The 26,647-nt window shown below is 65.6% G+C and carries 23 protein-coding genes; 8 read left to right on the plus strand and 15 right to left on the minus strand.

All coding sequences use genetic code 11. From position 1 onward, the window contains the following. Positions 1-3 precede the first annotated feature (3 nt). The 10 genes from AC5Y2L_RS00480 to AC5Y2L_RS00525 all read right to left on the minus strand — a co-directional run bounded on the left by AC5Y2L_RS00480 (position 4) and on the right by AC5Y2L_RS00525 (position 10,842). Positions 4-1,149 carry a virulence factor Mce family protein gene (locus AC5Y2L_RS00480; RefSeq protein WP_499938472.1) on the minus strand — a complete coding sequence of 382 codons (1,146 nt, stop codon included), beginning with the start codon at positions 1,147-1,149 and terminating at the stop codon, positions 4-6. Then, entirely contained in the window at positions 1,146-2,645 is a 1,500-nt protein-coding gene (locus AC5Y2L_RS00485; protein WP_499938474.1) for a virulence factor Mce family protein, read from the minus strand. The genes AC5Y2L_RS00480 and AC5Y2L_RS00485 overlap by 4 nt, the downstream gene beginning before the upstream one ends. Further along, a complete protein-coding gene (locus tag AC5Y2L_RS00490; protein WP_499938476.1) occupies positions 2,642-4,177 on the minus strand; it encodes a virulence factor Mce family protein in 1,536 nt (511 codons plus the stop codon). Before AC5Y2L_RS00490 ends, AC5Y2L_RS00485 begins: the two co-directional genes overlap by 4 nt. Continuing rightward, the gene (locus AC5Y2L_RS00495) at positions 4,174-5,205 is read right to left on the minus strand and encodes an MCE family protein (RefSeq protein ID WP_499938478.1); all 1,032 of its coding nucleotides are present in this window, start codon (positions 5,203-5,205) and stop codon (positions 4,174-4,176) included. The genes AC5Y2L_RS00490 and AC5Y2L_RS00495 overlap by 4 nt, the downstream gene beginning before the upstream one ends. Beyond that, entirely contained in the window at positions 5,202-6,416 is a 1,215-nt protein-coding gene (locus tag AC5Y2L_RS00500) for an MCE family protein (RefSeq protein WP_499938480.1), read from the minus strand. The genes AC5Y2L_RS00495 and AC5Y2L_RS00500 overlap by 4 nt, the downstream gene beginning before the upstream one ends. 5 nt (positions 6,417-6,421) lie before the next feature. Then, positions 6,422-7,279 (minus strand): MlaE family ABC transporter permease, encoded by an 858-nt coding sequence (locus tag AC5Y2L_RS00505; RefSeq protein WP_499938482.1) that lies wholly within the window; start codon positions 7,277-7,279, stop codon positions 6,422-6,424. Beyond that, a complete protein-coding gene (locus AC5Y2L_RS00510; RefSeq protein ID WP_499938484.1) occupies positions 7,280-8,077 on the minus strand; it encodes an MlaE family ABC transporter permease in 798 nt (265 codons plus the stop codon). Further along, positions 8,074-8,793, minus strand: coding sequence for a FadR/GntR family transcriptional regulator (locus AC5Y2L_RS00515; RefSeq protein ID WP_499938486.1), 720 nt, complete (start codon positions 8,791-8,793; stop codon positions 8,074-8,076). Before AC5Y2L_RS00515 ends, AC5Y2L_RS00510 begins: the two co-directional genes overlap by 4 nt. Before the next feature lie 154 nt (positions 8,794-8,947). Further along, positions 8,948-9,901 (minus strand): class I SAM-dependent methyltransferase, encoded by a 954-nt coding sequence (locus AC5Y2L_RS00520; protein WP_499938488.1) that lies wholly within the window; start codon positions 9,899-9,901, stop codon positions 8,948-8,950. Then, a complete protein-coding gene (locus AC5Y2L_RS00525; protein WP_499938490.1) occupies positions 9,898-10,842 on the minus strand; it encodes a class I SAM-dependent methyltransferase in 945 nt (314 codons plus the stop codon). The genes AC5Y2L_RS00520 and AC5Y2L_RS00525 overlap by 4 nt, the downstream gene beginning before the upstream one ends. Positions 10,843-10,949: 107 nt before the next feature. On the opposite strand from AC5Y2L_RS00525, the gene AC5Y2L_RS00530 reads away from it, so the two are divergent. Then, positions 10,950-11,399, plus strand: a complete 450-nt coding sequence (locus AC5Y2L_RS00530) for a hypothetical protein (protein ID WP_499938492.1) — start codon at positions 10,950-10,952, stop codon at positions 11,397-11,399. An 86-nt stretch (positions 11,400-11,485) separates the two neighbouring features. Continuing rightward, on the plus strand, positions 11,486-13,855 hold the full coding sequence (locus tag AC5Y2L_RS00535; RefSeq protein ID WP_499938494.1) for a lysylphosphatidylglycerol synthase domain-containing protein: 2,370 nt from the start codon (positions 11,486-11,488) through the stop codon (positions 13,853-13,855). 18 nt (positions 13,856-13,873) lie between these two features. Here the strand turns inward: AC5Y2L_RS00535 and AC5Y2L_RS00540 are convergent, their stop codons facing one another. Continuing rightward, positions 13,874-15,886 (minus strand): zinc ribbon domain-containing protein, encoded by a 2,013-nt coding sequence (locus tag AC5Y2L_RS00540; protein WP_499938496.1) that lies wholly within the window; start codon positions 15,884-15,886, stop codon positions 13,874-13,876. 170 nt (positions 15,887-16,056) lie between these two features. Between AC5Y2L_RS00540 and AC5Y2L_RS00545 the strand changes: the two genes are divergently transcribed. The 3 genes from AC5Y2L_RS00545 to AC5Y2L_RS00555 all read left to right on the plus strand — a co-directional run bounded on the left by AC5Y2L_RS00545 (position 16,057) and on the right by AC5Y2L_RS00555 (position 17,858). Further along, positions 16,057-16,314 carry a hypothetical protein gene (locus AC5Y2L_RS00545; protein WP_499943406.1) on the plus strand — a complete coding sequence of 86 codons (258 nt, stop codon included), beginning with the start codon at positions 16,057-16,059 and terminating at the stop codon, positions 16,312-16,314. A 296-nt stretch (positions 16,315-16,610) separates the two neighbouring features. Continuing rightward, a complete protein-coding gene (gene lpqN, locus AC5Y2L_RS00550; protein WP_499938499.1) occupies positions 16,611-17,288 on the plus strand; it encodes an envelope biogenesis lipoprotein LpqN in 678 nt (225 codons plus the stop codon). An 84-nt stretch (positions 17,289-17,372) separates the two neighbouring features. Then, positions 17,373-17,858, plus strand: coding sequence for a hypothetical protein (locus tag AC5Y2L_RS00555; RefSeq protein ID WP_499938500.1), 486 nt, complete (start codon positions 17,373-17,375; stop codon positions 17,856-17,858). A 3-nt stretch (positions 17,859-17,861) separates the two neighbouring features. Here AC5Y2L_RS00555 and AC5Y2L_RS00560 read toward each other — a convergent pair whose 3' ends face one another. From AC5Y2L_RS00560 to galT, 3 genes are read right to left on the minus strand one after another with little or no spacing between them, the layout of a single operon-like run. Continuing rightward, positions 17,862-18,617 (minus strand): Mut7-C RNAse domain-containing protein, encoded by a 756-nt coding sequence (locus AC5Y2L_RS00560; protein ID WP_499938616.1) that lies wholly within the window; start codon positions 18,615-18,617, stop codon positions 17,862-17,864. Further along, on the minus strand, positions 18,614-19,699 hold the full coding sequence (locus tag AC5Y2L_RS00565) for a galactokinase (protein ID WP_499938502.1): 1,086 nt from the start codon (positions 19,697-19,699) through the stop codon (positions 18,614-18,616). Before AC5Y2L_RS00565 ends, AC5Y2L_RS00560 begins: the two co-directional genes overlap by 4 nt. Then, positions 19,696-20,778 carry a galactose-1-phosphate uridylyltransferase gene (gene galT / locus AC5Y2L_RS00570; RefSeq protein ID WP_499938503.1) on the minus strand — a complete coding sequence of 361 codons (1,083 nt, stop codon included), beginning with the start codon at positions 20,776-20,778 and terminating at the stop codon, positions 19,696-19,698. Before galT ends, AC5Y2L_RS00565 begins: the two co-directional genes overlap by 4 nt. 447 nt (positions 20,779-21,225) lie before the next feature. On the opposite strand from galT, the gene AC5Y2L_RS00575 reads away from it, so the two are divergent. Next, positions 21,226-22,395: an FAD-binding domain gene (locus tag AC5Y2L_RS00575; RefSeq protein ID WP_499938504.1), complete on the plus strand. Its 1,170-nt coding sequence runs from the start codon at positions 21,226-21,228 to the stop codon at positions 22,393-22,395. Here the strand turns inward: AC5Y2L_RS00575 and AC5Y2L_RS00580 are convergent. Beyond that, on the minus strand, positions 22,380-23,186 hold the full coding sequence (locus AC5Y2L_RS00580) for an adenylate/guanylate cyclase domain-containing protein (protein ID WP_499938506.1): 807 nt from the start codon (positions 23,184-23,186) through the stop codon (positions 22,380-22,382). The two genes, AC5Y2L_RS00575 and AC5Y2L_RS00580, sit on opposite strands and share 16 nt — an antisense overlap. A gap of 92 nt (positions 23,187-23,278) precedes the next feature. Here AC5Y2L_RS00580 and AC5Y2L_RS00585 point away from each other — a divergent pair, with 92 nt between their 5' ends. Together AC5Y2L_RS00585 and AC5Y2L_RS00590 are read left to right on the plus strand one after the other, a co-directional pair. Continuing rightward, positions 23,279-24,832 carry an HD domain-containing phosphohydrolase gene (locus tag AC5Y2L_RS00585; protein ID WP_499938507.1) on the plus strand — a complete coding sequence of 518 codons (1,554 nt, stop codon included), beginning with the start codon at positions 23,279-23,281 and terminating at the stop codon, positions 24,830-24,832. 124 nt (positions 24,833-24,956) lie between these two features. After that, positions 24,957-26,609 (plus strand): ABC transporter ATP-binding protein/permease, encoded by a 1,653-nt coding sequence (locus AC5Y2L_RS00590; protein ID WP_499938509.1) that lies wholly within the window; start codon positions 24,957-24,959, stop codon positions 26,607-26,609. Positions 26,610-26,647 lie beyond the last annotated feature (38 nt).

Here is a 26,647-nt window from a genome sequence, read left to right on the forward strand (position 1 = left end):
CTTTCACTCGCTCCGTTCCACCAGGGGCCCGCCGGGTGCGTCGTTGGGGTTGGGCGTATACCGAACGTCGGGGATCATGGTGTTGGGATCGCGTCCCCACGACTGCTCGAGCGCCCGCAACCATCCGGAGAGCCCGGTGCCGCTCAGCATGGTGTTGTCGATGGTGGACAGCGTCAGGTCCAGGGCGCCGGATATGTTGACATAGTCGCCGCGAATCACTTGCGGCACTTTGTCGATGTTGAACGGCGCTGTCAGGCCCAGTCTCAGCGCGTCGACCACGTACGGCGCGGCCCGCTCGAGTTGCTGCAACGGCCGCTGCAGGGACTGCAGGCTCTGGTGCAGGTTGGGCCGGGTGTCCAGCAGCGCCCGGTTGGCCGCGTCACTGAATCGGCCCAGGGATTCGGTTGCGTCGGCGAACAATTCACGCGTATCGGCGAAATGTTGGATCAGCGGCGGAATGTCGGTGAGCAGCCGGTCCAGCGTGTCATTGTGGTCAGCCGCGATGCTCAGCAGATGATTGGTCGAATCGATTGCCCGGGTGAGGCTGTCGCGTTGCCTGTTCAGCTCGGCGGTGAAAATGGCTAGCTTCTTGAGGAAGTCACGCACCTGGTCGACATGCCCGTCGAGGATCTTGATGACCTCGGTTTGAATCAGGTCGAGGTTCGGGATGCCGCCGCCGTTGAGGATGACCGCGACACTCGCCAACGTCCGCTCGACGGTGGGGTAGGCCGACGAGTTCCTCAGCCCGATGGTGTCGCCGCTCTTCAGCGGCACCGGTGACGGATCTCGCGGCGCAGCCAGCTCGACGTGCTGCGTGCCCAGCAGGCTGGTCTGACCGATTTTCGCGGTAGCGTTCGCCGGCAGCTTCACGTTCGGGTCCAAATCCAAGGTGAGGACCGCGATCCAGTTCTTCAGTTTGATGTCTCGCACCGTGCCGACCCATACGTCGGCTACCCTTACCCGGCTGTTGGTGTTGAGCGCCAAACTGTCCGGCATTTGCACATAGATGGTCAGATGATTCGCGCTGGTGCCACGGCCGATCGGCAGCGGCACGTTGGCGATGCCCCGCCAGGAACATGACGTCAGCACCACTGCCGTCAGCAGCAACACCAGCCCGCGGCGTCCTGCGCGGACAACCAACGCTCTCATGGCCCCGGCCTAGTCTGAGGCGGTGGCGGAAACCCGGGCGGCGGAGGCGGATTCGACTCGTCGTAAGCGTTCGGCGGTCCGGGCAGGTTCGTTCCCGGGGCCGGGGGCTCGATATTGGGGCCACCCATGAGCTCGGTCAGCGATTCGGGGGTCAACATGCTCGCGGTGGCCGGCTGAACCTGCGTGCCCTGCATGCCGGGCGCCACCACCCACCCCGGCTCGGAGTTGCGGTGCGAAAACGGTGTGTCCCGCGCGAAGATCCCAGGCACGGTGGTGTCCTTGTAGCCCGATGGCGGGCGCAACCGATCCTCGGAGTAAGCCACCTCTTTGGGCAAAGTCGCAGCCGAACTGAAGAGGTTGACGCCGGCCGGCGGGTAGTTGAACTTGATGGCGTCCAGCACCGGCGCCAAGTACTGCGCACACAACTCGGCGGAGTCCTGGTAGCCCAGGCGGCTGCCGGCCTGGATGGTGCTGCAGATGAACTGAATGGGGTTCGCGAAGTTCGGGAACACGAACAACCCGACCAGCGAACTATGCAGTGGGTAATAGATGTTGTTGAAATTGCCCGCATAAGTGGGCAGCACGTGCAACGCAGTCTCCAGGCCGTCGCGCGGCTCCGGCTGCAGGATCGTGGTGGTCACATCGGCGAGGTTGTTCACATCTTTGGCCAGCACGGAACCGTTGTCCCCCAGAAACGTTCGGACCCTGGCAAGCACCTCGTCCACATGCTTGACCGTGTCGGCAACATCGTGGTCGGACTTGGTGAACCAGTCGGTGAACTCGGCCAGGTTGCCGTTGAGCGCGGTGAACTGTCGATCGTTCTGGTACAGCGCACTGACGAACTGCGCGAGGCTGCGGGTGATCGCGACAAAGTCCCCTCGGCCTTCGTTCAACGCGGTCAACGCGTCCGACAATGCGTTGAGGGTTTCGTTGACCTGCTTGCCTTTTCGGGCCAGGTTGTCCGCCGCCGATTCGATCAGCTCGCCGAACGGCCCCTTCGGCTGCTCCGCCGTCGGGCCCAACTGCCGCAGGATGCTGCTGATGGACTCGCGCAGTTGGTCCCACTCGACGGGCACCTGGGTGCGCTCGATCGGGATTTCCGCGCCGTTCCTCAGCACCGGCCCACCGGTATAGGGCGGTGACAGCTGAATGTTGCGGGAGGCCACCAGGCTGGGGTTGAGAATGGACGCGTTAGCGTTGGCCGGCACCTTGTATTTGCTGTTGTAGTGCAACGTGACTCGCATCCGGTCGCCCGCCGGCTCGATCTTGTCGATCGAGCCGACCCGCACACCCATTATCTGTACCTTGTCACCGGGGTAAAGCCCGAGCGTCTCAGAAAAGTACGCGACGACGGTCGTGGTGGTCAGTCGTCGGTACAACTGCGTCCCGACCGCGACGGCGATCAGCGCCAGCACCACCACCAGGGCGCCGATAATCACTGTCGTGCGAGACACTTTCGGCAGTCGGATCTGACGGATGTCGAAGATCGTGCTCATTGCGAGCTACCTCCCGTCCCATCGGGGGTGATGAACGGCGCCGGTAGCTGCGGCCCGGGTCCTGGTGGGGCGGGCACCGGCGGCAGCGCCGGCGGCGGGGTGAAACCGGTGACCGGGCCCGGCAGTTCGGTGCGCGCTCCGGGAGGCGCATGCGCCGGCAACGGCACGGGCGTGCCGGGCGCAGCCGGCGGGGTCTGCCCCGGCCGGCCCGCGCTCGGCACACCGGGTGTGGGTGGCAAGCCGCCGGGGTTGGGAGGCGAGGTCTGGACATCGAGCGGCACTGGAAACCCGAAAGGTGCTGGGCCGAAAGGCCCTTCGTCGGTCATCGCGCACGGCAACGGGTTTCCCGGCCGTGGTAGCGCGTCGGCGGCTGGCGTGTACGAACACGGCGATCCGGGCGGTACCGCGGGCCCCGGATGCGCCGGCGTGCCTTCCAGCACCGGCGGCGCGGGCGGCGGTGCGCCGTTGGGGAAGCGGGTGCCGTTGGGGTCGGGGAACCGGAATGCCGGCAGTCCGGCGCTGCGCCAGAACTGTTCGGGATCGATGCCGCGCTTCTTGAACGCCGCGTCGACCCACGGCTGCAGGATCTGGTAGGGCAACAGATTGGCCACGATCGCCTTGAAGTACGGCCCGGAACCGACGGCCTCGGTCAGGGAAGCGGTATATCTGCTGAGCAGCACCAGCACCTCGGCGAGGTCATTCTTGCGCTTAACCAACTCGTCGCTGACCGTCCTCAATTCGACCAGCACATGGTTGAGGTTGGGATTCTCCCGCAGCAGCGCGGTCACCTGAGTCGACACTTCGGAGACGTTGCTCAACAGAATGCTCAGCGCCTGACTGCGTTCCCGAAATGCCGCCAGCAGCGTGCTGGCGTTGACCAGCAGGTTGTTCACCTGCCCGCTGCGGTCGCCGAACACCCGCGCAAGCTTGTTGGCATTCACCAGCAGTCGTTTGATCTGCTCGCCGCGCTGTCCGATGCTGTCGGCAAAGTCCTTCACACCACTGAGGGCAGCACTCAAATGCGGGGCCGTTTGATCGAAGGTCTCCGACAGCACTTTCAGCGATCGCTTGGTCGCCTCGATATCCCAGCCGGTCGCCGCCTTGGTGACATCGACGAAGGCGTCATAAACCTGATACGGCGTGGTGGTCTGCGCCGACGAGAGAACACCGTTGGGCCGCAGCGGCGCTGAGCCGCGTGGTTCGATTTGCATATTCTTGCGGCCGAGAATGGTATCGGTGCGGATCGCAGCCCGGCTTTGGGTCCCGATCGTCCTGCCGGCCAACGAGAAACCGATCAGCACCCGGTTGCCCTGGATCTGCACCGATCGCACCAGACCGACGTTCACGCCGGAGATTTCCACCTTGTCGCCGGCGCTGAGCCCGCCGGTGTCTGTGAATTGCGCGTAGTAGACGGGTGTGGCGAACAACATCGGCACGCTGGTAAAGCTTTGTGCCACACCGATGACAAGCACCGTGACGACCACACCCATCAGCCCGACCCGGCCCCGGTTGAATTCGGTCAGCGTCCTCACTGCGGCGTACACCTCCCGGTGGGCTGGCTGAAGAGCTTGATGGTCCGTACCGGGCCGCCGGGCTGTAACCCGTTGACTTTCAACGAGATATCGCACAGGTAGAAGTTGAAGAAGTCGCCGTAAGTGCCGCCGGCACGGCCGATGATCCGGTAGGCGCCCGGCAACTTGCCCAACACGTTGTCGAGCACTGGCAGCTGTTCTATCAGCGGCTGCTGGATGCGTTCAAGGTTCCCAACGGTGCGGTGCAGCAACGGCCGGTCCTCGCCGAGCAGGTCGGCCAGGGTTCCTGCGGCGTTGCTGATGTGCGCGGCGGCGGCGGCCAACGGATCGGCCCGGTTCTTCAGTGCGGTGATCAGTACCTCTAGCTTGTCGACGGTCTGGTCGAACTCCTTTTGGTGCTTGACGGTGGTGGCCAGGATCGTGTTCAGGTTGTTGATGACCTCACCTATCGCCTGGTCCCGCTCGGCCAGCGTGGCGGTGAATGATGCTGTCTGATCGAGGATGTCGTTGATGGTGGCGCCCTGACCCTGGAACACGGTGAGGATGGACTTGGCTATGCTGTTGACCTTGTCCGGATCCAACGCTTTGAAGAGTGGGCGAAATCCGCCGATCAGCGCGTCGAGATCCAGCGCCGGCTGGGTGTGTTCAACCGGAATCGTGGCACCCGGGGACAGCAATTTGCCGCTGTACCCGCGCTGCAGCTCGAGGTAGCGGTCGCCGATCAGATTGAGATAGCGGATCGACGCGGTCGTTGCCTGGTCCAGCAGCAGCGTGTGATCCACGTTGAAATCCACCAGAACCCGCTTGTCCCCGTCGATCAGCGTCACCTTGGCGACTTTGCCGACCTCCACACCCGCGGCGCGGACGAACTGCCCGGCGCGAAGCCCGCTGACATTGGTGAAGACCGCGGAATATCCGGTGGTGCGGTTGAAGCGCATCTGGCCGAAGACCACGATGATCGTCACGGTGAACACCAACAGGACGAACCACAAGATGCCGAGTTTGACTGCCGTACCGGTGATCTTCATGGATTGATCGTGTTCTCCCCGTATTGGCGGCCCCAGACGTACTCCGTGAACATCGGCTGACCGAGCTCGAGGTGGTTGTAGGGCGCCAGGCTGGCGCCGGTGTCCATCACCAGATAAGGCGCCGGCCACAACTCCCGGGTGATCGGCTGCCAGCACCCCGGGCGTCCACCGGGTCCACCGCGAGCGTTGACCCGCGGTAGGTTGTCCGGATAGACGTAGGGGTTCGGTGCGCCGATAATCGTTCCGGCGGCCGCCAGCGAATAGCCGTTCCCGCCAGCCGCATTCGCAACCTTGGGGGCGGCGTCGCGAAAGTTGCGGATCATGCAGAACAGTTCCGGGCTGTACTCGTCGAGCAGCGCGGCGGTCGGTACCAAATCGGCGGCACCGCGCGCCAGATACGGGCCGCCCCGGGTGAAGATGTCCTCGCCGGTTTTACCCGCGCCCACCGCCGCCAGCAATGCCGCATCCAGGTCGTGCTGTTGCCTGGTCAACGTACGGACGGTGGTCAACGCGTTACGGAGAAAGTTCCACAAATCCGGCGACGAGCGGGCGTAGATCTCGGCGAGATCGGCCAACCGGCGCACGTCGTAGCCAACCTGGGGCATCCGCGGATTCAACTGGTCCAGAATGTGATTGCCGTTGACGATCGACTCGCCGAACTTGGCGCCGAGCCCGTCCAACGCCTGAGCCACCGCGGACAACGTCGAGTTCAGCTCGATCGGGTCCACCTTCTCGGCGATCGACGTGACCGTCTCGAACAAAGTGTTGAACTCGGTGGTCACCGACCGCACGTCGATCACGTCGCGCGACGAAATATGCTGCGGCTTAGGGTTTTCCGGCGAGACCAGCGACACATACTTGTTGCCGAACAGCGTGGCCGCCTCGATGTTGGCTACCACGTTGACCGGAATCAGGCTGATGTATTCCGGATTGACGTGCAGCATCAGTTGGGCCGCCGGCCTGCCGTCACGCTCGATCTCCGAGATGCTGGCGACGCGGCCCACCTGCACCCCGTTGTAGGTGACTTTCGCGCCAGGTTCCATCACCAGCCCGGCCCGGGACGCCACCATTGTCAGCTCGGTCTTGGGCGTGAAGTCCCCGCGAAATTGGAAGTACACCAACACCAGAACCAATACGCCGGCCAACAGCAAGGCCACGCCTTCCAGGTAAACCCACACGCGGCGGGACTTCCGCGTCACCGGCGTCGTCATGGCGGTTACACCGTGAGATTGAAGTTCGGGTCGACGCCGTAGAGCGCCAACTGGGCCAATAGGACCACCACCACGACCGACACCAGCGAGAATCGCATCGACCGGCCGACGGCCTGGCCCACACCGACCGGACCGCCGCTGGCGGTGTAGCCGTAGTAGCAATGAGTGATCATCACCACCACCGCGATGACGACGACCTCCACCACCGACCAACCGACGTCCTCGGGACGCAGGAAGGTGCGGAAGTAGTGCTCGTAGGTGCCGTTGGACTGGCCGTAGAACACCGTCGTGACCACCTGACCGGATGTGAAGGCCATATCGAGGGCCAGCGCGTACAGCGGTCCGATCACCACCAGCCCACCCAGGATTCGGGTGGACACCAGAAACGAGATCGACTTGATGCCCATGACTTCCAGCGCGTCGATCTCCTCGCTGATCCGCATTGCGCCCAATTGTGCGGTGGCACCGGCACCGACCGTGGCGGCCAGCGCGACACCGGCGATGATGGGTGCTGCGACGCGGGTATTGGCAAGGGCGGCAAAGAATCCGGTGAAGGCCTCCACACCGATGTTGCCCAGCGACGCGAAGCCCTGGATGGCGATGAGCGACCCGCCGGACAGGGTGACAAAGCCGATGATCGCGACCGTGCCGCCGACGACGGCCATCGCGCCGGTGCCCATGCCGATCTCGGCGATGAGCCGCAGCGTCTCCCTGGGATAGCGGCGCAGTGCCCACCCGATTTCCCAGAGGCTGATCCGGGTGAACCTCGCGAAAATCCCGATCTGTTCGAAGCTTTGGGCCGTGCCGACGCCGTACCGGTTGGCTCTGGGGTAGCGCGTGCGCAGTACCGTGACAACCGACATCTAGCGCCCCGTTCCGAATCGGACGCCGATGGTGGTCAGTACCACGTTGACCGCGAACAGCGCGATGACGCACAACACCAACGTTTCGTTGACGGCGGTGCCGACGCCTTTGGGCCCGCCCTTGGTGGTCAGGCCGCGATAACAGCCGACCAGTCCGGCGATCATCCCGAACGTGGCCGACTTGACCACCGAGATGACCACCTCGGGCAGGCCGGTGACCAAAGTCAATGTGCTGACATAGGCGCCGGCCGAGACGTGTTGGATGAACACGCCGAACACGAAACCGCCGACGAGGCCGATGGTGATCACCGCTCCGTTGAGCAGCGTCGCGACGATCGTTGCGGCGACGACCCGGGGTACCACCAGTCGGTGGATCGGGTCGATGCCGAGAACCTCCATCGCATCGATCTCCTCGCGGATGGTGCGGGCGCCCAGGTCGGCACAGATGGCGGTGGACCCCGCGCCGGCGATCACCAATACCGTGGTCAGCGGGCCCAGTTGGGTGACCGCGCCCAGTGCGGCGCCCGCGCCCGAGATGTCGGCGGCGCCGAACTCCGCCAGCAGGATGTTGAGCGTGAAGATGATGAGCACCGTCAGGGGAATCGAGACCGCAAGGGTTGGCAGCAACGAGACACTTGTGATGAACCAGCCTTGCTCGATCGCCTCACGCCACTGAAAAGGCCGTCGGAACAATGCTTTTCCGGTCAGCACGCAGGTGCGGTAGAAGCCGCCGACCGCGTCGATCCCCGGCTGTATCTGCTCGCGCAGATAGGTGGTGATCACGGTGTGGGCGGTCATCGCCGATCCCCTTGGCTGTCCAAAGCGGCCGTCAATGTCGCGTTCGCGAGTTCCAGTGCGTCGTGGGCGGCCTGCCTGGCGCCGGCGCAGTCCCCGGCGCAAATCGCGTCGGCTAGCTTTCGGTACGCATCCGGACGCTTCACCTCAGTGCCCATGGCGGCGCTCAGCGCAGCCAGCGCCGGCTCGTAGGCGGCGCGGAAAGCGTTGTACATCAACCGGAAAACGATCGACCCGGCGCCATCGACCACATGATCCCAGAAGGCGAGCGTGTCGTAATGCCACTGAAGCGGGCTCTGTTCGGCCTGGAGGACGCGGAGCGAATCCGCCAGCAATTCGGCCAGTTCCGGTCCGTGATGCTCGGCGGCCAGCTCCGCGACCTTCGGACCGATACGCAGCCTCGCCTCGAGAATGCTGCGGAAAACGCCCGCGTCGAGCTGGCCGTCACGAAACACCAGGCGTGGCAGCACGTCCAGGCCGGCATGCCGTCGAAAATCGCGCACGGTGGTGACACCGCCATGGCGCACCTCCACCAGACTGGCCGCAGAAAGCCGCTTGAGCCCCTCGCGGATGGCGGGTCGTGACGCCCCGAAAACCGCCGCCAATCTTCGCTCGCTGGGTAAAGCTTCGCCAGGTCGCATCTCTCCGCTGAGCACGTCGGCGGCGATCTGCTCGAAAACCTGCTCGGGCACCGATCGGCGTACCGGCTGCACCACCATGCGGCCAGTGTGGCTGGTGTGACGCGAGTAAAGTGGTCAGACCACCGGCGTGTCGCAAATCTTTCGCGGGGCCGAGCTCGGCCAGCCATGCGCCGAGCGTGCACCTACTGCGAAATTCGTGCCTGTTTATCGCCGTCAGTGCACGCTCGGCGAATTAAGACGCCCTCCGCTGGGCGGCGACGAACAGATTCCCCGGGACCTGGTCGGCGACCTCTTTCGGAGCGCTGCGGCCGTAGCCGGCCATCAGCTCGTCGCTCGGGGTCACCATGACATCCCAGCCCTGGCGCTCAAACCACTTGCCGACGTCTTCGCGCTCCTCGAAGTACCACAACTGGTCGGTCTGGGGGATCTCGCGCTGCGGATCGACCACGGACATGAACGCGCGAATCCGCTCCATCCGGGCCCGACGCTTCGCGCGTACGTCGGGGTCGAGGAATTTCGGTCCCAGCGCCTCGACGGCCACCCGACTGCCGGCGACGGTCAGCTCCTGAACTCGTTCGAACAGTAAATCCTGGGCAGCAGCCGGCAAGTACGGCATCAGCCCTTCGGCCGACCAGGCGCTGGGTGAGCTGGCGTCAAACCCAGCCTGCCGCAACGCTTCCGGCCAGTCCTGACGCAGATCCACCGGGACCGCGACACGGTGGCACGCCGGCTCTGCGCCGTGCTCGGCCAACGTCGACGACTTGAACTCGAGCACCCGAGGCTGGTCCAGCTCATAGACCGTCGTCCCGTCCGGCCAGGGCAGCCGCCAGGACCGCGCGTCCAGGCCGGCGGCCAAGATCACCGCCTGGTGGATGCCGGCCTTGGTGGCGTCCACAAAGAACTGGTCGAAAAACGCTGTCCGGCAAGCCATGTAGCTGACCATTGACTGCATCTGCAGCGGCAACTCCGGTTCGGCTTCGACGAGTTCGGGCGGCAGCTGCGGGGCCGAATGCCAGTTCCACACTCCGTCACCGGCGGCATCGAGGAACACCTGCGCATACGGATCGCTGATCAACGGTGTCTCACTTCGGGTTTCGGCCGCACGCGCGGCGGCCACACCCAGCGCCGTGGCGCCGACGCTCTCGGTGATCTCCCAGCTGTCGTCATCCGTTCTGGCCGTGCTCATTTCCTCTCCCCCGTCACGAACAAAGTCTGCGGTGCGGCGTCTTCGACGTCTCTCGGCGGCGTGCGGCCATAGCTGGCCATCAGCTCTTCGGCCGGCGTGACCGACACGTCCCAGCCGTGCCGGCCGAGCCAATCGGCGACGTCTTCGCGCTCCTCGAAATACCACAGGTCCTGCACCTCAGGCAGCTGAACGTCGGGCCGCAGCTTGGCCATCAGGTCACGCACGCGTTTCATGGACTCGCGCCGCTTCGCGTAAGCCTCCTGGTCCAGAAAGTCTGGGCCCGGCGCCTCCACAGCGATCCGGCTACCCGGTCCGCCCAGCGCCTGGACACGCTCGAAAAGCAGCTCCTGCGCGACCGCCGGCAAAAACGGCAGCAGCCCCTCGGCCGACCACACGCTGGGCGCGCTGGGGTCGAAACCGGCCTGTTGCAATGCCGCCGGCCAGTCGTGGCGCAGGTCGACCGGAACGCTGATCAGACGACACGTCGGCTCCGCGCCGTGGGCGGCCAGCGTCGACGACTTGAACTCCAGCACCCGGGGCTGGTCGAGCTCGTACACCGTGATCCCGTCCGGCCAGGCCAGTCGCCAGGCACGCGAGTCCAGCCCGGCAGCCAGGATCACCACCTGAGCGATCCCCGCCCGGGCGGCATCGAGGAAGACCTGGTCGAAGAACGCGGTGCGGGCGGCCATGTAGTCGACCATGCCCTGCATCCGCGCCTTGACGTCAGGCTCAAGCTCGACGACCTCGGCGGGCAAGTCGGCCGGCGCCGCGAACCAGGTCCATATGCCTTCACCGGCGGCGTCCAGGAACACCCGCGCGAACGGGTCGCTGATCAGCGGTGTGGCACTCTCGGTTTCGGCCGCGCGGGCCGCCGCGACCCCCAATGCCGTCGCACCCACGCTCTCGGTGATCTCCCAGGTGTCGTTCTCTGTTCTCGGCACGCTCCCACCCTCCGGTTCGCTAGCACAACTATCTACCGACCGTAGGCGCACTGCTTGTGAGCCGCCTGTGAATAGCTTGCCGCCAGCCATGATGGTTGACTACGCCAATGACTTGGGGGAATCAGGCGCCCTGGGCGCACGGGATTGCGTACGGAAGTTACCCACCGCCGCTCGAGCCGACTCCGCGGTGGCCGTCGTTCGGCCGGGTCGTCGTATCGCTTTTCGTGATGGCGAGTGCGGTCTGTTTGCTGGCCAGTGTCGTACTCGCCTTCGGCCTCGCTGTGTCGCACATCGACACGCACACGTCGCCGATCGAAGCCATACTCGCGTCGTTCGGCGTGTTCGTCTTCCACGGCCCCTACCTGGTCTTGGCGGGCTGGCCGATCAGTGTTCCGGTGATCGTGGTGCTGGGCGCCCTGCTTGCGTACCTTCGGCGCCGTCCCGGCTCTGCCTCGGGGCGTTTCGCGGTACCGCGCCGCGTCGGGTTCGTCGTCCTGGTCAGCTATGGGCTTCTGCTCACGGCGGCTTGGACGGTGCTAATGCTGGGAGCGATATAGCGCCGACCATGGAGGTATGCGGTTAAGTTGTCGGCGAGCCGCCGATAGCGCGGCTGATCCGGAAGATCCCGAAGGGATCCTGCAGCATGCGCGTTGACGGGCGAGACATCACCGTTTCCGGCAGCTTGCTGCAGCCCATGACCCGCCGGACCAACGACATCATCCGGCTCGCCCTGGCGACCGTCTTCCTCGTGGTGGTGATCGTCAGTTACCTGGTCACCCGAACCCGGTGGATGGACCTGGAGAAATCCATCTCGTCGATCGTGGGGGTGCTGTCCCCCACCCAATCCAATCTGGTTTACCTCGCCTACGGCATCGCGATTCTGGCGTTGCCGTTCATGATCCTGATCGGGCTGATCGTCTCCAAGCAGTGGAAACTGCTCGGCGCATACGCCGCCGCCGGAATCCTCGCCGTGCTGCCGTTGTCGATCACCGGCAACGGCATCGCCGCGCCCAAATGGCACTTCGACCTCTCCGACCGGCTGCAGACCGTGCTGGCGCAGTTCCTCGACGACCCGCGCTGGATCGCGATGCTGGCCGCGGTGCTCACCGTGTCGGGCCCGTGGCTGCCGGCCCGCTGGCGGCGCTGGTGGTGGGCGCTGCTACTGGCCTTCGTGCCGATCCACCTCGTGGTCAGCGCGGTGGTGCCGGCCCGCTCGCTGTTGGGTTTGGGCGTGGGCTGGTTTGTCGGCGCGTTGGTGGTGTTGGTCGTCGGCACGCCGGCGCTCGAGGTGCCGCTGGATGGTGCGGTACGGGCGTTGGCCAAACGGGGCTTCGTGGCGACCGGGCTGCGGGTGGTCCGGCCGGCCGGGCCGGGACCATTGGTGCTGGCGGCCGCATCCGCGGATTCGGCGGCGGCGGTCGAACTGTACGGACCGCATCAGCGCAGCGGGGGCGCCCTGCGCCAGGTCTGGCGCAAATTGCGGCTGCGCGGCACCGAAACCGCGCCGCTGCAGACGTCCATGCGCCGCACCGTGGAGCACCGCGCGCTGATGTCCATTGCGGTCAGCGACGCGGGGGTGGGCAACACGTCGACGATCGCCGTCGCCGTGCTCGACCGCGGATGGACGTTGTATGCGCATAAGCCGGTACGCGGGATTCCGCTCGACGAATGCTCGGCGCAAACACCGATCGCGCGGGTGTGGGAAGCCTTGCGAATCCTCAACGAGCACCAGATATCCCACGGCGACCTGCGCGGCCACGAGATCACCGTGGACGACGGCGCCGTGCTCTTCGGCGGCTTCGGCAGCGCCGAGTACGGGGCCACCGACGCACAACTCCAATCCGACATCGCCCAACTGCTGGTGACGACTGCAGCGCTATACGACGCTGAGTCGGCTGTGCGCGCAGCGATCGACACGTTCGGCAAGGAGACCATCCTGACGGCGTCCCGCCGGCTCACGAAATCAGCTGTGCCCAAACGGATCCGGCAATCGGTTTCGGACGCGGGAACGGTCATCTCCAACACCCGTGCGGAGGTCAAGCGCCAATCGGGCGCCGACGAGATCAAGACCGAGACCATCACGCGCTTCACCCGCAGCCAGATCATCCAGCTGGTCCTGCTGGGGGCGCTCGTCTATGTCGCGTATCCGTTCATCAGCACCGTGCCGACCTTTTTCTCCCAGCTGCGCACCGCGAACTGGTGGTGGGCGCTGCTGGGCTTGGCGGTATCTGCGCTGAAGTACGTCGGCGCCGCGGCGGCATTGTGGGCCTGTGCCGACGGCCTGGTGAGCTTCTGGAAGCTGTCAATCATGCAGGTAGCCAACACCTTTGCGGCAACCACAACCCCAGCCGGTGTCGGCGGGCTCGCACTCAGTACCCGATTTCTTCAGAAGGGCGGTCTTAACGCACTGCGGGCCACCGCGGCCGTCGCACTGCAGCAGTCGATGCAGGTGATCGTTCACGTCGCGTTGCTCATCGTGTTCAGCACCGCCGCGGGCGCGTCGACTGATCTGTCCCATTTCGTGCCGAATCCGACGATCCTGTACCTGATCGCGGGCGTGGCCCTAGGCATTGTCGGCACATTTCTGTTCGTGCCCAAGCTGCGGCACTGGCTGGCGACGGCCGTGCGACCGAAGCTGCAGGAGGTGACCGACGACCTCATCGCACTTGCCCGCGAGCCGAAGCGACTGGCGCTGATCATCCTCGGCTGCGCCGGGACGACTCTCGGTGCGGCACTGGCGCTTTGGGCCAGCGTCGAAGCGTTCGGCGGAGGCACGAACTTCGTCACTGTCACCGTGGTGACGATGGTCGGCGGCACGCTCGCCTCGGCCGCCCCGACGCCGGGCGGGGTCGGGGCCGTCGAGGCGGCGCTGATCGGTGGACTTGCCGCCTTCGGCGTTCCTGCGGCAATCGGCGTGCCGTCGGTCCTGCTTTATCGGGTGCTCACCTGCTGGATACCGGTTTTCGTCGGCTGGCCGGTAATGCGGTGGCTGACGCGCAACGAGATGATCTAAGAGTTGACCCGTAATGGGTCATGCGGCGCCAGTCAGCTTGGGTGCTGGTTGTTTTCGGCTGGTCCCGCGACGTCCACGTGGTGGGCGTGGTCTGTTCGGGGGTGTGCCGGGTGCCGCTTGTTCAGCAGAGGCCACCGTGGGGTGGTGGCTGCCGGTCCTGGCCGATCCTTCATCGGGTGATGGTGGTAGCTGGTGCCGGTTGACTGAACCCTCCCACTCTTGCTGGGAGGCCAGCCCATCGCGCAGGGCGTGGGCAAGTCGGTAGTCCACGGCCGCGGTGCGTGGGTCGTCGGGTTCGGTGAGTTCGACGCAGGCCGCCAAGGCGGCCGAGACGATGTCACGATCGGCGTGCAGCCCGCAGTGGGGGCAATGATGGGTGCGTTGCGCCAGCGTCTTGGGCACCTGCCCGCCGCAGAGGCAGTGCTGGCTCATCGCGGTGGATCGGGTGCCGGCCCGGTAGAACTGTCCGCCGCTGGCTTTGCATTCGGCGGTCAGGGCGGTGACCAGCATTCCGGGGCTGAACAGGGCGATCCTTTTGCCCCACAACCGCGCCCAGGTCGAGATGCGGCAATCCTCGACGGTGACCGTGTTGCCGTGGGCGGCCACGATCGCCGCTGCGATCTGGGCGGCGCGTGCCCGCTTGGCTTGACTGGTGCGGCGCGCGTGGGTGGCGTGATCGCAGCGGGTGCACTGGTAACGCTGCGAGAGTTCATCGTGGCGGTAAGCACGCAGTGGGACACCATCAGCTCGGGCATGCCGGGCTCCACCAGGGTTGACGACCTGCTTGGCGGGCAATCCTTTGGCGGCCCGGCGTTCGGCGCGTTTGTGCTGGCGCACCGACGGGCCGTATTGGCCTGAGTTGGTGTTGCGCCGCGAGCGATCCAATGCCTTCTGCCGGCCGCGGGCCCGACGAGCCGCCTGATCCGCGGCGCGCTGCTGGGCATCGGTGCAACGGAGCTTTTCGATATCGAGGTGGTTGGGCTGCCCATTGGGGAATGACGCGACGGCCAGGTTGGACACATTGGCGTCCACCCCGGCACGGCGACCCGCTGGAATTTGTTCACGGCGGGCGATTGTCGACGGCGACTGATAACGGCGGCCATGGGTGAGCAGATGCGCATAGTAGCGCCAGCCGCCGGGGGCTTTGCGGTCACGCACCCGAATCAGGTCGATCTTGTGCCAGATATTGGGGTCGGCCAGAAAATGCGCCAAGTGCGGCCACTGGCCCGCCCCGGACGGCAGCCGCACCGGCAGGACGAGAACACCGGCGGGCAGCCCGGTGAACACCACCGCCAGTGCGCCCTCGTGATGCCACCACGACTTACTGACCGGCCGCGGGGGCGCGGGCAGGCGGGACGGCTGGGCAAGGATCGATGTGCCGACCGGTTCATCGGCCGCCTGGTGTGCGGTGTGAACCCCAGCGGGTAGGTGCCGGTGCCGATACGTGTCCAGGTGCCCGTCCAACGTGCCCACCAGACGGTAGGTCTCCCACGTCGGCTGGTCTTTGGTGCGTGATCGCGCGCGGCCCGGAATGCGAGTGAAGTCCCACCACGACCCGACTCGCGGCGGTCCGTGCCGGCGCCCCGACGCGTCGGCGAACAGATGCCGGTCGATGGTCTCCCACACCTCGTCGGCCACGTGCAAACCCACCGCTTTGGTGAGGTGATCACGCATCCACCCACTGGCCTCGATATGCGTCTTCGCTGCAGCCTCAATACCTTTGCGGGACAACCCCAACCGGGCCCGCAACGCCTTCGGATCGTCGCCGCGCTCGTGGTGGGCGGCCCAGTACGCCCGACAGCGGGCTGCGGCGTCGCGCTGCAACGCCCGCCGCAGACGAAACACCGCCTCCCACTGCCGTTCCAGCCGCCGCCGCACCCGGTCATCGGAAGCGTCGATTTCCAGGCGGATCACTGCAACCGGCCCCTCATACGTGAAGTTCGCGGCCTTGGACTTGCCCCGCCGACGCGGCGCACCCACCACCGCATCACCGCTGGTCGCGGCCATGGTGTCGGCGAGCGTGGCTGGCATGGGGATCATGCAACCACACAGCACCGACACCGGACCTCTGCCACACCGAGGGCGAAACCTCCTGCCTAACCCGAGCCGAACTCCAGACCGGCTACACCCTGGCCCGACAACACCTCCCGCCCGCGCCAGGCCGGCCCTGGGCACTACCGCTGGCCGTGCGGGTGCTGCTGGTGCTGACCCACCTTCGCACCAACCTGACCACCCGGGCGCTGGGTCAGGTCCGCGTCGAACACGTCCTCGCCCGACTCAAAGACTGGCAGATACTACGGGAATGCCGCCGCCGCGGCCACGCCGTCAACTACAGCCTGCAACTCATCGCCGGATTCTGGAACCTCAAGACCCACAAACAATTACGGGTCAACTCTTGTAGGACAAGTCGTGGTCCGGTTCGCAGCGCATTCTCAGCAGTCGCATCCGTCATGAAATGACTGGGATGTGTATTCTTGCCCGCCTCGGAGCGACAAATCGATTGGCGCGCGACAACTGTCGCTCCGCGGCGGGCAAACAGACACAGGCCCTTTGCGGTGACTGGAGTGACTGGTGGGGGACGGTACACCGCTGCAATTCGACTGTGTGCACAGCCAATTCGAAACAACCCAGCCCATTTCTGTTTCTGCTTCCCGGAATTAACTGCATGACAGTTGTAGTAATGCCGCTCGGCGAATCGGATACCCTCAATCCCGACCGGCCGAGCAGGTGCCGGCCTTTTCCGGAAAGGCAACGAATGAAATACTTTACGGCTGCTATTGCGACGGTGGCGCTGAGTGCCGCGCTTGTCGGTTGCGGTTCGAAGTCCGAGACCAAGACGTCCACGTCTACGTCAACCTCGACGTCCACGACGACGGTCCAGGCGTCTGGAACCACTACCGCGCCGGCCTCCGGCGCCAAGTACACCATCGCCGACTACATCAAGGACAACAAGATCACCGAGACGGCGGTCCACCACGGTGATCCCGGCGCACCCACCATCAACCTGCCGGTACCGGACGGGTGGCAACAGCTCAACGAAAGCTCGAACGCACCTTACGGTGGCATTGTCTTGGCCCAGCCCGCCGACCCCAGCGACCCGCCCACCATCGTGGCGCTCGTCGCCAAGCTCACCGGTAACGTCGACCAAGCCAAGCTCATCCAATATGCCCCGGGCGAGTTGCAGAATCTGCCGGGATACCAGGGCTCCGGCAACGGCAACGCGTCCGCCTTGGGCGGCTTTGCCGCATGGCAGTTGGGCGGCACCTACGAAAAGAACGGCAAGCGGCGGGCCGTCGCGCAGAAGACGGTGATCATTCCCAGTGGGGATGTGGTGTTCGTGCTGCAGCTCAACGCCGATTCGCTGGAAAGCGAGCAAGGGCCGTTGATGGACGCGACCAACGTCATCGACGAGCAGACGACCATCAGCCTTTGATCTGACGAGCAGACGTAGCAGCCCGCCAGAACCACGGTTTTGGCGGGCTGTTACGTGTCGTGGTAAAAGCCGTACGGTGTTGGCATGGCAGAACAGTCGCATGCGATAGATGTCGGGCACCCGCCGTCGGCTTTACTCCGTCTGGTCAACCCGATCCTGAGTGCCTTGCTGCGCACTCCCCTCGCGGGCTCCGCTCGCAGACAGCTGATGGTGCTGAAGTTCTCCGGGCGAAAGACGGGACGGCAGTTCACAATTCCGGTGAGCGCCCACGTGATCGACGGTGATCTGTACGCACTGGTCTACGCTTCCTGGAAGCACAACTTCCGCGACGGCGCGCCCGCCCAGGTCGTCTACGACGGCAAGACCACCACGATGCGCGGCGAGCTCATCAGTGACCGTGCGGCGGTGTCGAGCCTCTACCTGAAGTGCGTGCAAGGCTACGGCGTCAAGCGCGCACAGCGGATGATCGGCTTGAAATTCCGCGAGCAGCGAATGCCGACCCTGGACGAGTTCGCCGAGGCGACCGACCGGATGAAGTTGGCAGCCATCCGGTTCACGCCGTCGCAGTAGCCGTTACAGCCGGGCGCGCAGTCGCTCGACGAGACTGACCATCCGGGCGTGATGCGATCCGGCCCAGTAGATGCGCCCGCATCCCGAGCAGCGGCTGAAGTCTTGGTAGTAGCGACGCGTCAACGGCTCCAGGTGGTCGATCACCTCGTCCTTGGAAACGGCGGCCAGCGTGCCGTTGCACCGCAGGCACCGAGTGAACGGCGCCAACCGCTGCTTGAGGTCGAGTTGCCTGATCACCTCGACCGCCTGTTGCTCGGGATCCTGCGAGTGCACGAACAAGCCGTGCGTGATGGCGCTGCGCTTCAGCAGGCCGCGGTCGCGGGTGAGCAGGATCCGCTGCTCGTTGCGGCTGATATCGGCCAGCGTCGGGTCGTCGGCATCACTCGACCACCACACGTCCAGCCCGAAGACGCGCAGCAGCCGCGCGAGCCGTCCAAGGTTCACGTCGACGACGAACCGCGGATCGCGCAGCGGCACCGGGCGCAGGCGTGCCGTCGAGCCGATGTCCAGCGCTTCGAACATCGGATAGGCGGCGATGCGGTCGCCGGCCGTCGGGCGGTAGTCGAAGCCCTGCGGAGATTCGTTGACCAGGATCAGGTCCACCTCGGTGTGCGGAATGCCCATGGCCTCCAACACATCCTTGACGGTCTGATGACTGCGGAACGGACGGCACACGGTTATACCGCGAGACTCGAGTGGCAAGAAGTCGTTGAGTTCCGCGTAGGCGCGAACGTCGACGTAGCCGGGCGCCTCACTCACTCGCACAGTCCCGCACCTGCGGCCGCGCGGATTCGAGTGATCACCGGCTCCTCGAACCCGGCATCGCACACCGCCTGCCGCACCACCTCACACACCACATCCGCACGGTCAACCGGAACCAGTGCGATCACACAGCCCCCGAAGCCTCCGCCGGTCATCCGGGCACCCAGCGCGCCGGCACGGACCGCGGTGTCGGCGATCAGATCGATGTGCTCGGTGGTGATCTCGAAATCGTCGCGCATGGACGCGTGCGAGGCAATCATGAGGTGCCCGGCCTCGGCGAAATCCGAATTACTCACCGCGGCAACGAAATCGAGCACCCGCTGGTTCTCGGTCAGCACATGACGGGCACGACGGGCGTCGACCGGGTCGGTCACCGCCGCCACCGCCGCCAGATCCCGGACCTCGCGCAGCGACGACGCCTGCAAATCGGCAGCCGCGCGCTCGCACGATGCGCGACGTGCCGCGTACTCGCCGCCGGCATGCCGGTGACGCGCCTGGGAGTCGATCAGCAGCAGCGCAACGCCGGAAGCGTCCGGGTCGAAGGGTACGGGCGCGACTGTAACCTCCCGAAAGTCGATCAGCAGCGCCGTCGCCGGCTCGCCGAACAACGACGCCAGCTGGTCGAGCAAACCCGTTGGGGCGCCGACATATTCGTTCTCGGCGCGCTGGGCCAGCCGGGCCTGTTCTTTGCGTCCGATCTCGATACCGGCGGCCGACGCGATCGCGCCCAGCGCAGCGCATTCCAACGCGGCCGACGACGACAGGCCCGACCCCATCTCCACATCGCTGGTGATCGACATCGCGCCGCCGGGAACCGGATGGCCGGCGCTACGCAGCGTCCAGATCACACCCGCGACATAGCCGGCCCAACCGTTCACGTCACCTGGAGCGGTGCCGAGCGGAATGCGCACCGAGCCGTCCGCCCGGTCGCTGACGACCGTGATCGCGTCGCTGCCGTCGGGCGTGAAGGTCACCATGGTGCGCTGCGGCAGCGCGATCGGCAACGCGAACCCAAGGTTGTAGTCGGTGTGCTCCCCGATTAGGTTGACCCGCCCCGGCGCGGCGTAGCGGACCGTCATCGGAGTTCCCGGAGCCGTTGAGCCACGCTTTCGGGCGTGACATCGCTGATGAACGCTTCCATCGCCGATTCGGAGGCCGCCAAGTACTTCAGCTTGGTGGCGCTGCGCCGGATCGACATCAACTCGATATGGAAGTAGCCGTCGGCCTGCGCCTCGGCCGCAGCGAACTGATGCAGCGCCGAAATATAGGGCAGCGGCGCAGAATACATGCGGTCGAACCGCTTCAGCACGTCGAGGTAGAGCCGTGCCAGCCCATCCAGTTCGTCGGACTCGAGCTCGATCAGGTTGTGCACCAACCTATTCGGATAGATGTGGACCTCGACCGGCCAACGCGCCGCGAACGGCACGAACGCGGTGAACTGCGCGGTGCGCACCACCACCCGAGAGCCGTCGTCGAGCTCGCGCTCCAACATGTCGGCAAAGAGGTTGCCGCCATGCCGCATTCGGTATTCGCGCGCCCGGGTGAGCATGGCGTTGGTTCGCGGCGTGAGATACGGGTAGCCGTAGATCTGACCGTGCGGGTGGGTCAGCGTGACGCCTATTTCCTCCCCGCGGTTCTCGAAACAGAACACCTGCTCGATGCCCGGTGCGGCCATCAGGTCGGCAGTGCGGTGCCGCCACGCTTCGACGACCAAGCGGGCCTGCGCGGCAGGCAGATCCGCAAAGGAGCCGGTGTGTTTGCTGGAAAAGCAGATGACCTCGCACCGGCCGTGACCGGGAGCGGACACAAAGCCGTCACCCGTAGTCAGCGGTGCCGGATTTGCCGCGCCGCACAGGCTCGGAAACCGGTTCTCGAAGACGACCACGTCGTAGTCGGGGGCCGGCACCTCGCTGGTCAGCCCGGTCGGACCCGGACAGAGTGGGCACTGATCGGGGGGCGGCTTGTAGGTGCGGTCTTGGCGCAACGCGGCGACGATCACCCACTGCCCGGTGGTCTGGTCGAATCGCAGCTCTGACTGGTCCGCGGAGCGGGCCGGCAACGGCCTGCGATCGGGGACCGGCGCTGGACAGTTTCCGGGCAACGCGAAGAACAGCAGGTCACGGCCGTCGGCCAGCTTTGCCCGCGTCGGTTCTGCCACGTCGTCAAAACTAGCTTGGCTGCGGTGGGGCTGTATTCGCGACCACAGAAGATGTCGCTCGCGAAGAAGGCGACAAAGAGCGGCGTAGGTCATCGCGAGGACCAAAGCCACTGCTGCACTAGGCCAAAAGAACTGTCGCGCATCTGCTGATTGCCCACGGCGAGCCGGACGAGTCGATGGGGTTTCGGGCATTGAATGTGAATCGTGGGCTTTGGGTGTGAATCCTGGGCTTCGGGTGTGCAGCCTGGGCGGAAAATCGCGTCGATTCCCGCCCTGAGCTCACACCGAAAACCCTTGTTTCACAACGAAAGCCGTATGTTCACACTGAACGCCCCCAGAACACAATTGACACGCAGCAACCGCCGATACGCCGACGCTGCCGCAATCACTCACTGCGCAACTAGAGACCCAGTCGAGCTGATTGTTGATATGGGATACAATTGCACTATGCAAGTCGCGATCAGCGGTGCCGGCGTGGCTGGGGCGGCACTCGCTCATTGGCTGCACCGCACCGGCCACACGCCCACACTCATCGAGCAGGCGCCGCAGTTCCGCACCGGCGGCTACATGATCGACTTCTGGGGCGTCGGGTACCAAGCGGCCAAGCGGATGGGCATCGAGGAGCAGGTCCGCAAAGCGGGATACCAAATCGAAGCCTTGCGTTCCATGGGCCGCGACGGCGAGGTCAAAGCAGAGCTGGGAGTCGACGTCTTTCGCCGCATGGTCGGCGACGACTTCACCAGCTTGCCACGCGGCGACCTGGCCGGCGCCATCTACGGAACCGTCGAGGACGACGTCGAAACCATGTTCGGTGAGAGCATTACCTCCGTCGAGCAACACAGTGACGGTATCCGCCTGAGTTTCGAGAAGAACCCGCCGCGTGAATTCGATCTGCTCATCGGCGCCGACGGCTTGCACTCCAACGTGCGGCGCCTGGTGTTTGGTCCCGATCGCGACTTTGAGCACTATCTGGGCTGCAAGGTCGCGGCATGCATGGTGGACGGATACCGGCCGCGCGAAGAGCTGATCTACTTCACCTACAACATTCCGGGTCGACAGGTGGGCCGTGTTTCGCTGCGCGACGACCGCACCATGTTTCTGTTCATTTTTCGCGACCAGCATGAGACGGCGGAGTTAGCGCCAAAAGACCAGCTGCGCAACCAGTTTCGTGATGCGGGCTGGGAATGCCGGGACATGCTGGCGGCGCTCGACGATGTCGATGACCTCTACTTCGACGTGGTGAGCCAGGTCCGGATGGACCGCTGGTCGCGCGATCGGGTGCTGTTGATCGGCGATGCCGCCGGGTGTATTTCGTTGCTCGGCGGCGAGGGCACCGGCCTGGCGATCACCGAGGCCTACGTGCTGGCCGGCGAACTCGTGCGGGCCGGCAGCGACTACCATCAGGCCTTCGAAGCCTACGAAAAGCGACTGCATCCGTTCATCAGGAGCAAGCAAGCCGGTGCCAAGAGGTACATTTCGTTCTTCGCCACCCGGAGCCGACTCGGGCTGTGGTTTCGGGACGTGGCGCTACGCAGCATGAATTTCCCTTTGCTGGCAAGGCTTTTCGCGGGCAGCGTGACCGACGACTTCGAGTTGCCTGACTACGGCATGCCGTGAGTTGACGGGCCACCGGACATGTCGAGGACAAACGAGTCGACGGGCCGGTGGTGTCCGCGCAAGGTCAGGCGCCGCTGCAGCGTCGCTCCCATCAACTCGTCGGCCACCCCCGATGCCACCAGCAACTCGCCGCCGGCGGCGTGCTGCTGCATCCGCGCCGAGACGTTGACCGCGTCGCCTAGCGCGGTGAAGTCGACCACCGCGCCGCCGACGTTGCCGACGTACGCGAGGCCCGCATTCACCGCCACGCCCAGTTCGATCCAGGGCCCGTCGTGGCTGCCGTAGCCAACCGCTTCCAGCAGCTCCATCCCGGCCAGCACCGCGCGGCGGCGGTAGTGCGGACCGCTGATGCCCTGCACAAAGAACGCCATGATCTCGTCGCCGATGAGCTTGTCGATCACCGCGTCGTGGCGCAGCAGGGTCTTCGTCGCCGCAACGTAAAACCGGTTGAGCAGCGCGGCGAAGTCCGCGGCGACCCCGCGCTGGCCCAGGGCCGTCGAGCCGCGCACGTCGGCGAACAACACGGCGACATCCACCTCCGCCCCACCCGGGGGAAGCGAGTCACAGCAGCGGCTGCACAGGTTGGGGTTTTTGCGCGACGGGCTGAACCCGGCGGCCGCAAGCACCCGCCCGGCGGGTCCGCCGAAGGGGTTGTTGCACACCTTGCAACGCGGCGCCGACGGCAGATAGCGAAACACCCGTCGGGCCCTCACCAAGGACGCGTGACCCTCGGTGAGCACCTTGTCCCACGGTTGCCGCGGGACCGCTTGCGTCGTGTTTATTGCGGTCATGGGACAAATCGTTGCCCGACGGCCAATTCGACACATGAGGCATCCGCCCCAAAAACCGGGTAGCGGACCACCGGTCGGGCCAGAATCAGAGCGTGCACCCAACCAAAGGCTCGACGAAAGGTCTGCGCCGAGCCGAGTTGCTGGCAGCGATATCGCTGGCGATCGACCTCGGTCTGGGGCAGCCGATGGAGCACATGCTGCGGTCGGCTTTGATCGCGACGCGTATCGCTGAGCGGATGGGTCTCGACCGCCAGCAGCAGGCCACCGTGTACTACGCCAATTTGCTGGGTTGGATCGGGTGTCACGCCGACTCCCACGAGCTCGCCGCGCTCTTCGGCGACGACATCGCCTATCGCGCCGACACCTACGCGGTCGATATGACCGGGCTGCCGTTCCTGCGCCTGATGGTGAGTCATCTGGGTCGGGGATTGCCGAGTTGGGAGCGCGGCATCCGCTCGGCCGCATTTGTGCTTACGGCGCGAAACCAGGTCGCCAAGATGATCCATTCGCATTGCAGCTCCGCCCGGGTGTTGGCCGATCGGATGGGCCTGGACCGGCAGGTCGGCGCGGCGCTTGGGTATGTCTTCGAGCGCTGGGACGGCCACGGGATGCCGAACGGCGTTCGCGGAGATGACATTCCGGTCGAGATCCACATCGTTCACCTGGCGGACGTCGTCGAGGTGCATTTTCGCACCGGCGGCATCCAAGCGGCGGTTGACGTCGTCCGCTCCCGGAGCGGCACGCAGTTCAGCCCCGCCGTGGCAGCGGTGTTCGAAGGCGATGCCGCTGCGATTCTCGACGGGTTGCTCGAAATCGACGTCTGGGCAGCGGTATTGGCGCAGGCACCCGATCGCGATCGGATTCTCGACGATAGCGAGATCGACGAGTTATTGAGGGCCATAGCGGATTTCGTGGATCTGAAATGCCCTTGCTCGCCAGGCTATTCGCGCGGAGTCGGCGACCTGGCCGCCGCCGCGGCGCGGCAGCTGGACATGCCCGCTGCTGACGTCACGCGCCTGTACCGGGCCGGCCTGGTGCACGGCCTCGGCAAATTGGGGGTATCCAACCAGATCTGGTCGAAGAAGGGGCCGCTCACCACCGCGGAATGGGAGCGGCTGCGGATGTATCCGTATCTGACCGGGCGGATCTTGAGCCGGGTCGGTGGTTTGGAATCGGTGGCGTCGTTGGCGACTCAGCACGAAGAACGGATCGACGGGTCCGGCTTCCCCCGCGGGCTCGCCGGTGCGGATCTGAGCAAGCAGGACAGGTTGCTGGCGGCAGCGGTGGCGTATCACCAACTGCTCGAGCCGCGTCCGGATCGACCCGCCTTCGACGCCGCTGGGGCCGCGAGCAAGTTGCGCGACGAGGCGCGCGCAGGCCGACTCGACGCCGAGTCGGTAGAGGCCGTGTTGACAGCGGCCGGGCACCGGGCTTCGCGGCGAAAGCCTTGGTCCGGAGGGCTGACGTCGCGCGAGGTCGAGGTGTTGCGGCTGGTCGCGCAGGGCCGGTCCAACCGCGAGATCGCTGCCGAGCTGGTGATCGCCGAGAAAACGGCGCGCAACCACGTCGAGCATGTCTACACCAAGCTGGGCGTGAAGAACCGGACGCAGGCGACGCTCGCTGCGATCGATCGCGGGTTGGTTTAGCAGCGCGAGCAGACGCAAAATCCCCCCACGCACGGCTTGTCGGGGGATGTTTGCGTCTGCTCGGCCAACCAGATTGAGGCAAACGCCTCATGTGACCACGACACCGGCGACCGATGATCGCTACATGACCAAGCACGTACAAACCGAATCCAGATGCGACGCAGTCGACGCCGTCAACGTGAGCAGGCGCATGGGCTCCCGCGAAATTCTGCGGGAAATGTCGCTGTCGGTCGAACCCGGCGAGTTGCTCGCCATCGCGGGGGGCAGCGGCGCCGGCAAGACGACCTTGCTGGAAATCCTCGCCGGCCTGGCGCCGCCGTCGTCGGGCGAGGTTCGGCACGACGGTGTCCCGTGTGGCGCGCGGGTGAGCTGCGAGTCACGCATCGGCTATGTGCCCCAGGACGACATCATCCACCTCGAGATGCCGCTGCGTCGCACGCTGCGCTACGCCGCGCGGCTGCGGCTGCCCGCAGGCACCTCGGCGGCCGAAGCCGACCGCATAGTCGAGGAGACCATGCACGACCTCGACCTGGCCGATCGGGCCGACGTGCCCGTCCGCGCCCTGTCCGGCGGCCAGCGCAAACGCGCCAGCATCGCGGTGGAACTGCTGACCCATCCACGGATCTTCTTTCTCGACGAGCCGACCTCCGGCCTGGACCCGGCCACCGCGGCCGATGTGATGCGCCTGCTGCGCAGGCTTAGTAGTCGTGGGGTGGCCGTTGTGCTCACGACACACGAGCCGGCCGCCATCGACCGCTGCGACCGGGTGGTATTCCTGGCCCGCGACGGACACCACGCGTTTACCGGTACTCCGACCCAAGCTCGTCGTTACTTCGGCGTGCATGATCTCAACGACGTGTACGGGCGGCTGGCTGCTGAGAATCCGACGCGATTCACGAACAGCCAGCCTGTCCCGGCGAAACCTGTTGCCGCCCAAGCTCAGTACCCTGGCGTCGCCCGCGTCGGCGCGGTCCGGCAGTGGTGGCTGCTCACTCGACGCAATGTCGATGTGCTGTGTCGCAACCGGTTGACGCTGGCGGTGCTGCTCGGCTCTCCAGTGCTGGTGACGGCGATGATGGCGACGCTGTTCAAACGTGGAGCGTTCAATCCCCATAGCCCGGCCGACGTGGGGCCGGCGCAGATTGTGTTCTGGATCGCGTTCGCCGGTTTCTTCTTTGGACTGACCTACGGGCTGCTCCAAATCGTCGGGGAGATGGCGGTTTTCCGGCGCGAACGCCTGGCTGGGCTGAGTGTGGGCGCTTACGTGGCATCCAAGATCGCAGCGCTGCTTCCGGTGCTGGCGGCGGTGAGCGCGGTGCTGCTCGGGGTGTTGCGCGCACTCGGTCGACTACCCGCCGTCGGATGGGACACCTACGCAGTCCTTTTCGCGACGGTAGTGGTGGAGGCGACGTCGGCGCTGGCGCTGGGTCTGCTCGCCTCGGCGTCGGTCCACAATGCCGCGCAGGCCGCGCTAGCCCTGCCGATGCTCTGCTTTCCCCAGGTGCTGTTCGGTGGCGCCATAGTCCCCGTCGACGAGATGGCTACCCCCGGACGCCTGATGAGCCTGGTCTTGTCAAACCGCCACGCCTTCGACGCGTTGGGCCGCCAGCTGAATCTGGACCGATACACAGCAACAGTGCCGGCCATGTCGGCCTACCGCGACACCTTCCACGGCGGCACCGGCGGGAGTCTCGTCGCACTCGCTTCATTCGCCGTAGTGCTCACGCTGGCAACGGTGTGGGTGCTCGACCGGCGGTCGGCGCCCGGCGCCCGCTAACTTCGGCAAGCTGACGCAAAGGCCCCTCAGAACGGTCG

It is taken from the genome of Mycobacterium sp. NGS66, assembly GCF_059812225.1.

Bases quoted from the DNA above. Each gene is read 5' to 3' on its own strand.
- AC5Y2L_RS00480 (WP_499938472.1), bottom strand. From the start codon at position 1,149: ATGAGAGCGTTGGTTGTCCGCGCAGGACGCCGCGGGCTGGTGTTGCTG.
- AC5Y2L_RS00485 (WP_499938474.1), bottom strand. From the start codon at position 2,645: ATGAGCACGATCTTCGACATCCGTCAGATCCGACTGCCGAAAGTGTCT.
- AC5Y2L_RS00495 (WP_499938478.1), bottom strand. From the start codon at position 5,205: ATGAAGATCACCGGTACGGCAGTCAAACTCGGCATCTTGTGGTTCGTC.
- AC5Y2L_RS00500 (WP_499938480.1), bottom strand. From the start codon at position 6,416: ATGACGACGCCGGTGACGCGGAAGTCCCGCCGCGTGTGGGTTTACCTG.
- AC5Y2L_RS00505 (WP_499938482.1), bottom strand. From the start codon at position 7,279: ATGTCGGTTGTCACGGTACTGCGCACGCGCTACCCCAGAGCCAACCGG.
- AC5Y2L_RS00510 (WP_499938484.1), bottom strand. From the start codon at position 8,077: ATGACCGCCCACACCGTGATCACCACCTATCTGCGCGAGCAGATACAG.
- AC5Y2L_RS00515 (WP_499938486.1), bottom strand. From the start codon at position 8,793: ATGGTGGTGCAGCCGGTACGCCGATCGGTGCCCGAGCAGGTTTTCGAG.
- AC5Y2L_RS00520 (WP_499938488.1), bottom strand. From the start codon at position 9,901: ATGAGCACGGCCAGAACGGATGACGACAGCTGGGAGATCACCGAGAGC.
- AC5Y2L_RS00530 (WP_499938492.1), top strand. From the start codon at position 10,950: ATGACTTGGGGGAATCAGGCGCCCTGGGCGCACGGGATTGCGTACGGA.
- AC5Y2L_RS00535 (WP_499938494.1), top strand. From the start codon at position 11,486: ATGCGCGTTGACGGGCGAGACATCACCGTTTCCGGCAGCTTGCTGCAG.
- AC5Y2L_RS00540 (WP_499938496.1), bottom strand. From the start codon at position 15,886: ATGCCAGCCACGCTCGCCGACACCATGGCCGCGACCAGCGGTGATGCG.
- lpqN (WP_499938499.1), top strand. From the start codon at position 16,611: ATGAAATACTTTACGGCTGCTATTGCGACGGTGGCGCTGAGTGCCGCG.
- AC5Y2L_RS00555 (WP_499938500.1), top strand. From the start codon at position 17,373: ATGGCAGAACAGTCGCATGCGATAGATGTCGGGCACCCGCCGTCGGCT.
- AC5Y2L_RS00565 (WP_499938502.1), bottom strand. From the start codon at position 19,699: ATGACGGTCCGCTACGCCGCGCCGGGGCGGGTCAACCTAATCGGGGAG.
- AC5Y2L_RS00575 (WP_499938504.1), top strand. From the start codon at position 21,226: ATGCAAGTCGCGATCAGCGGTGCCGGCGTGGCTGGGGCGGCACTCGCT.
- AC5Y2L_RS00580 (WP_499938506.1), bottom strand. From the start codon at position 23,186: ATGACCGCAATAAACACGACGCAAGCGGTCCCGCGGCAACCGTGGGAC.
- AC5Y2L_RS00590 (WP_499938509.1), top strand. From the start codon at position 24,957: ATGACCAAGCACGTACAAACCGAATCCAGATGCGACGCAGTCGACGCC.